Annotated in this window: 11 protein-coding genes and 1 tRNA gene; 11 read left to right on the top strand and 1 reads right to left on the bottom strand. The window is 36.0% G+C overall.

Annotated elements, in window-relative coordinates; translation table 11 throughout:
• Positions 1-287 precede the first annotated feature (287 nt).
• Positions 288-367 (bottom strand) — tRNA-Leu (locus tag BLV64_RS06255).
• 143 nt (positions 368-510) lie between these two features.
• Here BLV64_RS06255 and BLV64_RS06260 point away from each other — a divergent pair.
• From BLV64_RS06260 to mgtE, 11 genes are all read left to right on the top strand, one after another.
• Positions 511-1452 (top strand): ribose-phosphate pyrophosphokinase, encoded by a 942-nt coding sequence (locus BLV64_RS06260; RefSeq protein WP_092133347.1) that lies wholly within the window; start codon positions 511-513, stop codon positions 1450-1452.
• Positions 1453-1512: 60 nt separating this feature from the next.
• Positions 1513-2127: a 50S ribosomal protein L25/general stress protein Ctc gene (locus tag BLV64_RS06265; RefSeq protein WP_092133348.1), complete on the top strand. Its 615-nt coding sequence runs from the start codon at positions 1513-1515 to the stop codon at positions 2125-2127.
• An 81-nt stretch (positions 2128-2208) separates the two neighbouring features.
• Positions 2209-2844, top strand: a complete 636-nt coding sequence (gene pth, locus BLV64_RS06270) for an aminoacyl-tRNA hydrolase (RefSeq protein WP_092133349.1) — start codon at positions 2209-2211, stop codon at positions 2842-2844.
• Between the two features lie 90 nt (positions 2845-2934).
• Positions 2935-4881 (top strand): M43 family zinc metalloprotease, encoded by a 1947-nt coding sequence (locus tag BLV64_RS06275; RefSeq protein ID WP_092133350.1) that lies wholly within the window; start codon positions 2935-2937, stop codon positions 4879-4881.
• An 82-nt stretch (positions 4882-4963) separates the two neighbouring features.
• Positions 4964-5881, top strand: a complete 918-nt coding sequence (locus BLV64_RS06280) for a bifunctional riboflavin kinase/FAD synthetase (protein ID WP_092133351.1) — start codon at positions 4964-4966, stop codon at positions 5879-5881.
• On the top strand, positions 5874-7184 hold the full coding sequence (locus BLV64_RS06285) for an HTTM domain-containing protein (RefSeq protein WP_092133352.1): 1311 nt from the start codon (positions 5874-5876) through the stop codon (positions 7182-7184). The genes BLV64_RS06280 and BLV64_RS06285 overlap by 8 nt, the downstream gene beginning before the upstream one ends.
• 180 nt (positions 7185-7364) lie before the next feature.
• Positions 7365-8636 (top strand): serine--tRNA ligase, encoded by a 1272-nt coding sequence (gene serS / locus BLV64_RS06290; protein ID WP_092133353.1) that lies wholly within the window; start codon positions 7365-7367, stop codon positions 8634-8636.
• A 441-nt stretch (positions 8637-9077) separates the two neighbouring features.
• Positions 9078-10859: a tetratricopeptide repeat protein gene (locus tag BLV64_RS06295; RefSeq protein WP_092133354.1), complete on the top strand. Its 1782-nt coding sequence runs from the start codon at positions 9078-9080 to the stop codon at positions 10857-10859.
• A 64-nt stretch (positions 10860-10923) separates the two neighbouring features.
• Positions 10924-11247 (top strand): DUF4286 family protein, encoded by a 324-nt coding sequence (locus tag BLV64_RS06300; protein ID WP_092133355.1) that lies wholly within the window; start codon positions 10924-10926, stop codon positions 11245-11247.
• 31 nt (positions 11248-11278) lie between these two features.
• Positions 11279-12073, top strand: a complete 795-nt coding sequence (rsmA, locus tag BLV64_RS06305; RefSeq protein WP_092133356.1) for a 16S rRNA (adenine(1518)-N(6)/adenine(1519)-N(6))-dimethyltransferase RsmA — start codon at positions 11279-11281, stop codon at positions 12071-12073.
• Between the two features lie 20 nt (positions 12074-12093).
• A complete protein-coding gene (gene mgtE / locus BLV64_RS06310) occupies positions 12094-13482 on the top strand; it encodes a magnesium transporter (RefSeq protein ID WP_394332342.1) in 1389 nt (462 codons plus the stop codon).
• Positions 13483-13505 lie beyond the last annotated feature (23 nt).

Raw genomic sequence — 13505 nt, forward strand, 5'->3', positions numbered from 1 at the left:
TAAATATTGAAGCAAAATAAAACCGCAAACATTTGTGGGAGTGTTCGCGGTAAGCATTTAAAAAAAAATTATATTATTATGTGTGGAATAATACAGTACAAATTTAGGTTTTATTTTTAAAAAAGTAAATTAAACCACTACTTTCTGAATAACGAATCTGCTGTCGATTAAATCAAACATTCCTAATCAACTGATAAAAAAGACAATTATTTCGGCAAAAACTCGGCAAAACACAAATAAAAAAAACCGTAAAAACTTACAAATAAGCTTATTACGGTTTTTAAAAGTACTCAAGGCGGGAATCGAACCCGCACTCCTAAGAATCGGATTTTGAATCCGACGCGTCTACCAATTCCGCCACTTGAGCTAATGGTGGCACAAAAATAAATATTTTTTATTTAAATCTCTTAAAAATAGCAGGTATTATGCGTTTTAGTACGAAAAAAATCATAAATTTGCACCTCATTAAAAAACCCACAGTCTTACACACTGTCAAACAACACATTAGCAATGCCAAATACGAAGCCTGACGCAAAGATTTTTTCGATTACGCAAAGTAAATATTTAGCCGAAAAAATTGCTGCTGCTTATGGAGTTAGCTTAGGAAAAGTAATTACATCAACATATAGCGATGGAGAGTTCCAACCGTCTTATGAAGAATCTATACGTGGAACCCGTATTTTTATAATCGGTTCTACAAATCCAGGCCCAGAAAACTTGATGGAAATGTTGTTAATGATTGATGCCGCTAAGCGTGCTTCAGCAAGACACATTACTGCAGTATTACCTTATTTTGGATGGGCAAGACAAGACAGAAAAGACAAACCTAGAGTGCCAATAGCTGCTAAATTAGTTGCTAAAATGCTAGAAGCAGCAGGAGCAACTAGAATTATCACTATGGACTTGCACGCCGATCAAATTCAAGGGTTTTTCGAAAAGCCTGTAGATCACTTATTTGCATCGACAGTATTTTTACCATACTTAAAGAGTTTAAACCTAGACAATTTAACCATTGCTTCTCCTGATATGGGAGGTTCTAAAAGAGCTTATGCTTATTCTAAAGCATTAGAAAGTGATGTCGTTATTTGCTACAAGCAAAGAGCTAAAGCAAATGTTATTTCTCACATGGAACTTATTGGAGATGTTACGGGGAAAAATGTGGTTTTAGTAGACGACATGGTCGATACCGCTGGTACCTTAACAAAGGCAGCCGATGTCATGATGGAGCGTGGTGCCCTTAGTGTAAGAGCTATTTGCACACATCCTATATTATCTGGAAATGCCTATGAGCGTATTGAAAACTCAAAGCTTGTAGAATTAATCGTTACCGATTCTATTCCTTTAAAGCAGGAGAGTAAAAAGATTAGAGTTATTAGTTGTGCTAACCTATTTGCCGATGTCATGCAAAACGTACACTACAACCGATCGATAAGCTCAAACTTTTTGATGTAATAGCGAATTAGAACATCAATTATATTATTGAATAATAATTATTAACTATAAATAAAAACAATGAAATCAATTACAATTAACGGATCTCAAAGAGAAAGCGTAGGTAAAAAAGCAACAAAAGCCTTACGTAATGCTGGTCAGGTTCCTTGCGTAGTATACGGAGGAGACAAAGCAATTCATTTCTCAGCACCTGAATTAGCCTTCTCTAAGTTGGTGTACACACCTAACGCGCATACTGTTGTAATCGAATTAGACGGTGGAACTCGTGTTAACGCTATTCTACAAGATATTCAATTCCACCCTGTAACAGACAGAATTTTACACGTAGATTTCTATCAAGTATTTGATGATAAAGAAATCACTATGGATATTCCAGTAAACTATATTGGTAACCCAAGAGGTGTAAGAAACGGTGGTGTTTTACGTAAAAACAAACGTAGCTTAAGAGTAAAAGCATTACCTGGAAACTTACCAGATTTTATCGATGCTGATATCTCTGAACTTAAAATTGGAAACAAACTTTACATTACAGCTTTAGAAACCGAAGCTTACAAATTTATGCACCCTGATAACACGGTTGTATGTTTAGTAAGACGTTCTAGAGCAGCTGTATTGGTTGACGATGAAGATGATGAAGAAGGTGAAGAAGCTACTGAAGCTGAAGGTCAAGAATAAGACATTAAATCTTAATTTATCTAAAAAGCATTCTGTTAATTCAGGATGCTTTTTTATTTTTACACGAAATAAAAACCGTCTATGTTTACTTTTATTTCTAACCTATTTAAAAGCAATACAGCACACTTTTTAGTAGAAGAACAAGACCCTATGAAAAAATTTCTAATTGTTGGCTTAGGAAATATTGGCCCAAAATACGAACACACACGCCATAATATTGGTTTTAAAATATTAGACGCGTTTGCAAAAAAAGAAGACCTCACCTTCACGACTCAAAAACTGGGGGATCTGAGTACCTATAAATTAAAAGGGCGGACCTTTATTTTTTTAAAACCAAGCACCTTTATGAACCTCAGCGGGAAAGCCATTCACTATTGGATGGAAAAAGAAAAAATCCCACTAGAAAACCTATTGGTAATAACCGACGATTTAAACCTACCCTTTGGAAGTATACGTATAAAAACGAAGGGCAGTGATGGTGGACACAACGGACTAAAAGATACGCAAAACACTTTAAACACCACGAAATACAATAGGTTTAGATTTGGAATTAGCGACGCCTTCTCTAAAGGGCGACAAGTAGACTACGTTTTAGGCGAATGGACCGATGAAGAAAATGAAAAACTAAGTGAAAGATTAGATAAATCTATCGAAGTCATCAAGTCCTTTGGTTTAGCAGGAATTAACAACACCATGAATAGCTATAATGGCAAGTAAACTTTACTGTAAAAAATCGTAATTTTTCTGTTAATTTTTTAGTTTTTATTCGTAATTTTACGAATACTTTAACACTAAAAACTAAATATTATGAAGAAAACTACTCTAGGTTTCTTTCTTTTCTGTTTATTCTGCTTACCCACCTTGTTATTTTCTCAAGATAAAGCTTCAACAGTAGTCGAAAGATGTGCAGCCGACAAATACAATGCACAACTACGAAAACAATACCCTAACATGATGGGTAGCTCTGCCTTTGAATCTATGATTAAGCAGCACATTGAAAATGCTAATCTTAATAAGACGTCAATGGCTGTGGTTACAATACCTTTAGTGGTTCACGTACTACACAATGGTGAGCCTATTGGTGTAGGCGCAAATATCTCTGACGCTCAAGTCCTTTCACAAATTACTGTAATGAACCAAGATTTTAGACGTATGGCAAATACGCCGGGTTACAATACAAACCCAGTAGGTGCTGATGTTGAAGTTGAATTTGAATTAGCAAAACGTACACCAGACGGATGCCCAACTACGGGAATTAACCGTGTTAACATTTGTCAAGATGGGACAGATAGCTCAGGTATGAACACCTTCAAAGCACAAACTATCTGGGACTCTTCTAAATACATGAATATGTGGTCTTCCAAATATGTCGGTGATTTAAATGGTATTTTAGGATTTGCTCAATTTCCAGGAGGAAACCCTATGACCGATGGCGTAAGTGCAAATTACACCACTTTTGGAAGTTCTGATTACGACACCAATAATGATTTCTCTTTAAACGCACCTTACGATAAAGGACGTACAATGACCCACGAAGTAGGCCATTATTTAGGACTATATCACACTTTTCAAGGAGGATGTGCCGGAGTTGGCGATGAAGTATCAGACACTCCACCAGTAGCAAGCCCAAACTTTCAGTGCCCTACAGGAATAGATTCTTGTAACGATGGTACATTAGATATGGTAGAAAACTACATGGACTATACAGATGATACGTGTATGAATACCTACACTGTTGGTCAGAAATCTAGAGTTACAGGCGTATTAGCAGGACCACGATCTGGCTTAACAGCCGCAACGAACAATGCCCTAATTGACCCGACGCCTGTTGCAAATGATGCTAGTGTAACAATAAACAGTGTAAATGTTGATTTCTGTTCAGGAGGTATTATCCCTGAAGTTACTGTTTACAACTATGGTACTTCTACCCTAACATCTACAGTTATCACTTACGATGTAGACGGAACAGGAACACAAACATTTAACTGGACGGGGTCTCTTAACGAAGGCCAATCGGCGGTAGTAACTTTACCAGCAATAACAGCTGCTGCTGGAGACCACACTTTTAACGCTGTTGTTTCAAGCCCAAACAGTACTACCGATGCTAGAGCATGTAATGATGCTGCCGAAGCTTGCTTTACCTCAGCTGGTAGCCCTGTTAACGTTTCTGCAACAACAATCGAGCTAACAATAGTTCCGGATAATTATGGAAGTGAAACGACATGGACCTTAGCGGATGCTGCCGGAACCGTATTATATAACGGCGGACCATACACTAATGGCAACACAACAGCTATTACCGAAACATTTTCTGTAACTAACAGCTGTTACGTATTTACAATAAACGATCAATATGGCGATGGTATTTGCTGTGACTATGGAAACGGTTCTTACGAACTTGTAACTGATGCAGCTTCAGGATCTACCGTTATTGTTTCTGGTGGTGATTTTAACGATTCTGAAATCACAACGTTTAATGTCACTTCATTAAGTACAGATGACTTTACAGCAAACAACACTATTAGTCTTTACCCTAACCCAACGCAAGATGTTCTAAACATTAAAGTAAGCAACTCAAATGCCTTACCAGATAGTTTTAAAATCTACAACATGTTAGGTCAATTAGTAAAAGACGCTACAATTAACACTGCTAACGATTTAAAAGTAAACACCGCTTCTTATAGCAATGGTATGTACTTTATAAAAATAGCTAAAGACAATAATACTGTGACTTTACCTTTTATTAAAAAGTAATTTCATAATTTATCTATAATAAAAAGCCAATTGAAGTAAATTCAATTGGCTTTTTTTATTTTTGTATTTAAATGTTAATCGTTTGGAAGCTTTAAAATCAGATAAAAAAAACACTATTATTACCATTGGCACGTTTGATGGTGTACATATAGGACATCAAAAAATCCTACAACGCCTTATTAAGGTGGGCGATGTAAAACATTTAGAGCCTACGGTATTAACGTTTTTTCCGCATCCTAGAATGGTCTTACAAAAAGACGCCAATATAAAGCTCATTAATTCTATTACCGAGAAAACCGAGATACTAAAGCGCTTTGGAATTCATAACTTAGTTGTTAAAGAGTTTACATCTGCTTTTTCTAGGCTTACAGCCGAAGAGTTTGTCGAACAAATTTTAGTAAAAGAGCTTAGAGCCAAACATATTATTATAGGTTACGATCATCATTTTGGAAGAAATAGAGCCGCTAATATTGAAGACTTAAAAACCTTTGGAAAAACTTATGGTTTTGAAGTTGAAGAAATCACAAAACAAGACATAAACGACGTCGCGGTAAGCTCTACAAAAATTAGAAACGCATTAAAAGAAGGAGACATTAAAACCGCAAATAGCTATTTGGGTTACAATTTCTTTCTTACTGGTAATGTCGTTTCGGGAAAAGGCTTAGGCCGTACGCTCAATTTTCCAACCGCAAATATAGCCATTGCTGAAGGGTATAAACTTGTTCCTAAACAAGGGGTTTATATAGTAAAAAGCAGTATTAATAACCAAACCGTTTTTGGTATGATGAATATTGGAAACAATCCAACCGTAAACGGCGAAAAGCAAACCATAGAAGTTCACTTTTTAGATCTCGATGAGTCGCTTTACGATAAGGAGCTCAAAGTAGAACTCTTACAGCGCTTAAGAGATGAGCAAAAATTTAGTTCGGTAGACGCCTTAAAAGAGCAGTTGCATCGCGATAAACAACACACTTTAGACTTTATAGCTCAACATGCTTAATTCATTCCTTTTTAAATACATTGACAATTCGGCCTTAGTGGTTTTCCGAATCATTTTCGGGCTGCTCTGTTTCCTAGAATCGGTTGGTTCTATTTTTACAGGTTGGATAAGACGCACTTTAGTAGAACCTGAATTTACCTTTTCGTTTATTGGCTTCGAATGGTTACAACCTTTACCAGGAAATTGGATGTATGTCTATTATTTAATTATGGGCCTTTTAGGATTGTTTATCATGGTAGGTTATAAATACCGCGTAAGCATGATTAGCTTTACACTACTATGGTGCGGTGTATATTTTATGCAAAAATCTTCGTACAACAACCACTACTATTTACTAATCTTATTAAGTGCTATTATGTGTGTACTACCGGCACACAAATACGCATCTATAGATGTTAAGCTATACCCGAAGTTAAAACAAATAGCAATGCCTAGCTGGTGCAAATGGATTTTTGTAGTACAATTATTTATTCTTTACAGTTACGCTTCTATTGCAAAACTATATCCGGATTGGTTAGATCTAACCTTACCTAAATTATTAATGCAAAGTAAGGCGAACTACCAAGTTATAGGAGGGTTATTGCAACACGATCTTTTCCCCTACCTAATAGCGTATGGTGGGATTCTCTTTGACGGTTTAATAATCCCTTTACTACTTTGTAAAAAGACACGAAAATATGCATTTTTCGCTTCTATCTTTTTTCATTTATTCAACTCCATTGTATTTCAAGTGGGGGTATTCCCTTATTTATCGCTAGCCTTTTCACTGTTCTTTTTTGATCCCGAAGTCATACGTCGCCTTTTTCTTAAAAACAAACCCGCATATACTAAAGCAGAGATTATAGTTCCCGATTACAAACCGGCACTGATTGCCGTTGGTAGTGTTTATTTTATAATACAACTCTTATTACCTATTCGTCACCATTTTATTACTGATGATGTGCTTTGGACCGAAGAAGGACATAGAATGTCTTGGCGCATGATGCTGAGAAGTAAGAAAGGTATGACAAGATTTAAAGTCGTAGACAAAGTCACAAAGGACACCATTTATATCAACCCAAAAAAATACCTTACTAGCAAACAAATACGCACTTCAAGTGTAAAACCAGATATTATTTGGCAATTTTCACAACATTTAAAAAAGGATTTTAAAGCCAAAGGGCAGGATGTAGCGGTTTACGTAGATTGCAAAGTAAGCGTAAACAACAAGCCTTACAAAAGGCTTATAGACCCCAACGTAGACATGGGAAGCGCAAAATGGAATTGGTACAAACATAACGATTGGTTATTACCATCAAAATAGGCGTCTAAAATATTTTTCGGCATCCAAAAACTTACTACTTTTACGTTTTAAAATTGTTATTATAATTGCGTTAAGGATTGAAGCGGCATCCTTTTTTGTGTTTTCAAAAAAGATATAGCGTAAAGCCTGACGTTACTGCGCTACTAAAAGCGGAGTAACGTAACGCCCAAACAAAAAAATATGTTACAAATACCTTTTATTAGAGAAAACAAAGCGCTTGTAATATCTCGTTTAGAAAAACGAAATATGGATGCTAGCGAAATGGTAAACGCTGTGATTGTGTTAGATGAAGAACGCCGTGCATTACAAACGGAATTGGATAACACCTTGGCAGAATCCAACGCTATTTCTAAAGAAATTGGTATATTATATAAATCGGGACAAGCAGATAAAGCGAATAGCTTAAAAGCAAGAACGACAGAACTTAAGGACACGACTAAAACCCTTAACGAAGCGCTAAATGCCAAAGTAGAGGCGCTAAACGAGCAGCTTTATAAAATACCAAACGTCCCTAACGAAACGGTTCCTGCAGGAAACTCTGAAGACGACAACGAAGAGGTCTTTAGAGAAGGTACTATTCCTACTTTATTTGATGGCGCTTTACCACACTGGGAGCTTGCTAAAAAGTATGATATTATAGACTTCGAATTGGGTAATAAAATTACGGGTGCTGGTTTTCCGGTTTATAAAGGTAAAGGTGCACGTTTACAACGCGCTTTAATCGCTTATTTTTTAGATAAAAATACAGCTGCTGGGTATACCGAATATCAACTCCCTTTATTAGTTAACGAAGCTTCTGGTTATGGAACAGGACAATTACCTGATAAAGAAGGGCAAATGTACCACGTAACTAATGATAACTTATATTTAATTCCTACAGCAGAGGTACCAGGGACCAACATTTTTAGAGATGTTGTATTAAATGCCGATGAATTACCAATTGGAATTACAGGATATACTCCGTGTTTTAGACGTGAAGCGGGAAGTTATGGTGCACATGTAAGAGGTTTAAACAGATTACATCAATTTGACAAAGTAGAAATCTTACGCGTTGAGCACCCTGACAATTCTTATAAAGCATTAGACGGCATGGTGGACCATGTTAAAGAGATCTTACAAGAATTAAAATTACCGTATAGAATTTTACGCCTTTGTGGTGGGGATTTAGGATTTACCTCGGCATTAACTTTCGATTTTGAAGTGTTTTCTACTGCCCAAGACCGTTGGTTAGAAATTTCTAGTGTTTCTAATTTTGAAACTTTTCAAGCCAACCGCTTAAAGCTGCGTTTTAAAAACAGCGATGGTAAAAATGAATTAGCGCACACGCTAAACGGAAGCTCTTTAGCCTTGCCTAGAGTATTAGCAGGTATATTAGAAAACTACCAAACTGAAAAAGGAATTGAAATTCCTGAGGTTTTAATACCATACACGGGGTTCTCAATTATTGACTAAAGCCCTTACAGGTGTAGAATTTTACTTACATATCCAATAAAAGAAATCGTTAAACTGTTAACAAAACACGTTGTTTAACGATTTTTTTGTGATTTATTTTGTACTTATCATTTTAAATTCTCATATTTACCTCAGAAAATTATTAAAAACTAGAAAACATGACGCCAATTAAAGTCACTTGTTTTAGAAGATAATTACGATCAGACAGTCTACAGACTTTAAAACAAAAAAATAATACCCAAGTGAGATTATTGTAATACTTCCAATCGAGTATTTGAATCATCTTAAATATATGATTAATAGCACATTTATTTAGATTGGCAAATGCCTGATGTTTTCATCAGGCATTTATTTTTTGTATTCTCCCCTCGCTTTCCTTCAGTTCGATTTTTTAACTCGTATTTTGCGTTTACATTTGTTATCTTTACCTAAAGAACTCGTATGCGAATTTTATTTTTTTTATTGTTTTTTACTAGTAGCCTCGTTTATTCTCAAAATTACGATGCTGCCTTGGCAGAGGAATATTTTAAAAATGGAGAGTTTGAAAAGGCTTTAATCAGCTACAAAAAGCTTTATAAAAATAATAGCAGCAGTTTAACCTACATCTATAAGCTAGTAAGAACACACCAACAACTGGAGCAGTATAAAGAAGTGGACACGTTTTTAAAGGCACTTATTCAAAACAAAAACTACCCTCCGCTTACCATCGAATTAGGCTACAATTACGCCTTGCAAAACGATAGTATTACTGCAAACACGTATTACAACAAGGCTATAAGCACTATTAAAGACACTCCTGGTTATGCTTCTACTATAGGGCGGACTTTCGAAAACTTGTCGTTACTAGACCATGCCATTACCGCATACACTACAGCTATGGAGGTAAATCCGGAGTTTAATTTTAACATGCAATTAGCACGGATCTATGGCGAGCAAGGGGATATTAAAAATATGTTTACCAAATACATCGAATTTGGCGCTGAAAACACGACCTATTTAAATAATATAAAACGGGAATTTAGCACGTTTATTAGCGAAGATAAAGACCAAGAAAACAATAAAATACTACGCTTAATTCTACTAAAGAAAATCCAAGAATCTCCTGATGTCCTTTGGAACGAAATGTTAAGCTGGTTATTTATACAGCAAAAAGAATACAACAAAGCCTTTGCTCAAGAAAAAGCGATTTACAAGCGGGAAATGGAGTCTTTAGATCGTATTGAAGAATTGGCAAAAATAGCCTTTAACCAAAAGGAAAATGATATTGCCAAGTCCATATTTACCTACATTATTGATAATACGCAGAATTTAGACTTAAAAATAAACGCGCATTACAATATTTTAAATATTAAAACACAGGAAGCAACTACTAAAGAGTACGATGCTATTGCTCAAGAGTACGAACAACTGTTAAGTGAATATGGCGGATTATTAAGTGCTTTAGATTTAAAAATTGCCTATGGACACTTTTTAGCTTTCTATTTAAAGCAAACCGATAAAGCCATCGCTTTTTTAAAAGACACCTTAAAAAGCAATGCTTCCAAACAAAAAATAGCGGAAATAAAATTAGAACTGGGAGATATATTGGTTCTCGAAGAGAAATTTAATGAAGCCCTTATTTACTATACCCAAATACAACGTAGCCTTAAAAACAGTACTATTGCCCAAGAAGCGCGATTTAAAGTAGCAAAAACAAGTTACTATAAGGGCGATTTTAAATGGGCCGAGTCCCAACTAAAAGTATTACAAGCATCTACATCACAGCTTACCGCCAATGACGCCCTGGATTTAAAACTGCTTATTGGCGATAATAAACTAGAAGATTCCTTACAATTGGGTTTAAAACGGTATGCCAAAGCCGATTTGTTACAGTTTCAAAACCGCAACGACGAAGCTATTGCTTTGTTAAACGACATTTTAAACCAACACCAGTCGGAAGCCATTATTCCGCAAGCACTTTTAAAACAAGCACAACTGTTCGAAATTAAAAAGCAATACGATAAAGCTCTTGTTAATTACCAACGTATTATTACAGAGTATAGCGATGGTATTCTAGCAGATGATGCTATTTACGGCATGGCACTTGTTTACGATAGGTATTTAGACCAACCGGAAAAGGCAAAATCATACTACGAGAACCTATTATTTAACCATCAGGATAGTATCTTTTTTGTAGAAGCAAGAAAACGATTTAGGGCACTCCGTGGGGACGCTATTCAGTAAATTAATAGGCAATTCGTTTTGTATATAACTTAGAACTACTGTTATTTGCAAAAAAGATAGATTTATGTACATTTATAACGTTACGATAAACATCGATAATAGTGTTCACGACGAATGGTTAAAATGGATTAAAGAGCACATTCCTCAAGTTTTAGCTACAGGGAAATTTTCTGAAGCACGCTTTACAAAGGTATTGGTTGAGGAAGAGATGGGAGGACAAACTTATTCTATTCAATACCGCTCATATTCTCGCGCTGCGTTAGACGCATTCTATAAAGAAGATGACGAAAAACTCCAAATAGAAGGTTTGCAAAAATTTGCCGATAAAATGCTCGCTTTTAGAACGGAACTCGAGATAATAGATGTATATTCTGTAAATTTCAAATAGTAATTAAAATAAACGTTTTCAATTAATAAAAATGGCTTACAAAGGAAATAATTATCAAGTTAAGGCAAAGAAATTCTTAGGTCAGCATTTTTTAGAAGACGAAACTGTAGCCCAAAGAATCGCAGATAGCATTAGCTTTAAAGGCTACACAAAAGTATTAGAGATAGGACCAGGAATGGGCGTGCTCACCAAATACTTATTAAAAAAAGAAGGCACCACTTACGTTATTGAAATAGATACCGAAAGTGTCGAGTATTTAAAAAACAACTATTTAAATCTTGCGCCAAGAATTATAGAAAAGGATTTTTTAAAATACGATGTTAGCGAAACATTTAATAATGAGCCTTTTGCTATTATTGGCAACTTCCCGTATAACATTTCTACGCAAATTGTATTTAAAACTTTAGAGTTAAGAGACCAGGTTCCTGAATTCTCTGGCATGTTTCAAAAAGAAGTAGCCCAACGTATATGCTCTAAAGAAGGCAGTAAAGTCTATGGTATTTTATCGGTGCTAACTCAAGCATTTTACGACGCCGAATACCTCTTTACCGTCCCTCCAAATGTGTTTAACCCACCGCCAAAAGTAGATTCTGGCGTTCTTATATTAAGGCGTAAAGAAGATTATAGCTTACCCTGCGACGACAAATTGTTTTTTAGAGTCGTCAAGCAAGCCTTTCAACAACGAAGAAAAACACTACGTAACAGTTTAAAAACATTAGAATTAAGCGATAGTTTACGAGAAGACCCTATATTTAACAAACGTCCAGAACAATTAAGTGTTCAAGCTTTTATAGCCTTAACGACGATGATTGAAAACGATAAATAAACCCTTTAAATTATTATTGTTTGATTGAACAAAGCGAAGACATACAAAAAGAAAACTTACAGTTTGAACTCACAGACGAACTTGTAGCACAAGTAGAGCAACTTATCGCGACCAAAAGCGATAAAGAACTGAATGCCCTTTTAAGTGAATTTCACCATGCCGATATTGCAGAAATTCTTGACGAAGTCGACTTAGTAGATGCTACATATGTGATAAAATTGTTAGACTCAGAAACCACTTCCGAAATCTTAATGGAACTGGATGAGGATAACCGTGAAAAAATATTAAGAACACTATCTGCCAAGGAAATTGCCGAAGAGGTCGAAGAATTGGATACAGATGATGCTGCAGATATTATTGCAGAACTCTCCGAGGAACGTCAGTTAGAGGTTATTTCTAATATTTCCGACGAAGATCACAAAGCCGAAATTAAAGAGCTTTTAGCTTACGACGAGGATACTGCCGGAGGACTTATGGCTAAAGAATTGGTAAAAGTCTATGAAACATGGACGGTTGCTGGTTGCTTACGACGTATTAGAGGACAAGCTAGAGACGTTAAAAGAGTCCACTCCATTTATGTTGTAGATCGCCAAGACAAACTTATTGGCCGCCTCTCACTTAAAGATTTAATCGTTGCAAAAAGTGATCAGAAAATTGCAGACATCTACATTAAAAATGTAGACTATGTTACCGTGGACGAGGACGCCGAAGAAGTCGCTAAAATCATGCAAAAGTACGATTTAGAAGCCATTCCTGTGGTTAACGACAGCCAGACGCTTCTAGGACGCATTACTATCGACGATATCGTAGATGTTATTCGTGAGGAAGCCGATAGAGATTACCAAATGGCTGCCGGTATTTCGCAAGGTGTAGAAGCCGATGATAGTATTTGGAAACTAACAAAAGCCCGCTTACCATGGTTATTAATTGGTGTGTTTGGTGGCTTAGGTGCTGCGAGTATAATCGAGTATTTTAACGAAGCTATGGGCTCTTTTATCGTCCTGCTAAGTTTTGTGCCTTTAATACAAGCAACAGCTGGAAACGTGGGTGTACAATCGTCGGCCATCGTTGTTCAAGGTCTGGCAAACGACAGTGTCGATGACAATATTTTTAAGCGTTTACTTAAAGAGTTTTTTCTTGCTATAGTTAACGGTTTTGCAATCGCTATCGTCGCACTAGTAATCACCCATTTTATTTTTGGAACCCCGTATATCGTATCAATCACCATTGGTATTGCACTAATATCTGTTATAATTATGGCAGCAATAATAGGCACTTTCATCCCCTTCTTTCTAGACAAAAGAGGTATTGATCCCGCTGTTGCTACCGGACCATTTATAACCACTAGTAACGATGTATTTGGTATATTAACCTATTTTTTAATCGCAAAACTTATTCTTGGTTTTTAAGTTAGGGCGTTACCTTACAGGTC

This window comes from Bizionia paragorgiae, assembly GCF_900107625.1.
Lineage (GTDB): Bacteria > Bacteroidota > Bacteroidia > Flavobacteriales > Flavobacteriaceae > Bizionia > Bizionia paragorgiae.

Bases quoted from the DNA above. Each gene is read 5' to 3' on its own strand.
- BLV64_RS06260 (WP_092133347.1), top strand. From the start codon at position 511: ATGCCAAATACGAAGCCTGACGCAAAGATTTTTTCGATTACGCAAAGT.
- BLV64_RS06265 (WP_092133348.1), top strand. From the start codon at position 1,513: ATGAAATCAATTACAATTAACGGATCTCAAAGAGAAAGCGTAGGTAAA.
- pth (WP_092133349.1), top strand. From the start codon at position 2,209: ATGTTTACTTTTATTTCTAACCTATTTAAAAGCAATACAGCACACTTT.
- BLV64_RS06275 (WP_092133350.1), top strand. From the start codon at position 2,935: ATGAAGAAAACTACTCTAGGTTTCTTTCTTTTCTGTTTATTCTGCTTA.
- BLV64_RS06285 (WP_092133352.1), top strand. From the start codon at position 5,874: ATGCTTAATTCATTCCTTTTTAAATACATTGACAATTCGGCCTTAGTG.
- serS (WP_092133353.1), top strand. From the start codon at position 7,365: ATGTTACAAATACCTTTTATTAGAGAAAACAAAGCGCTTGTAATATCT.
- BLV64_RS06295 (WP_092133354.1), top strand. From the start codon at position 9,078: ATGCGAATTTTATTTTTTTTATTGTTTTTTACTAGTAGCCTCGTTTAT.
- BLV64_RS06300 (WP_092133355.1), top strand. From the start codon at position 10,924: ATGTACATTTATAACGTTACGATAAACATCGATAATAGTGTTCACGAC.
- rsmA (WP_092133356.1), top strand. From the start codon at position 11,279: ATGGCTTACAAAGGAAATAATTATCAAGTTAAGGCAAAGAAATTCTTA.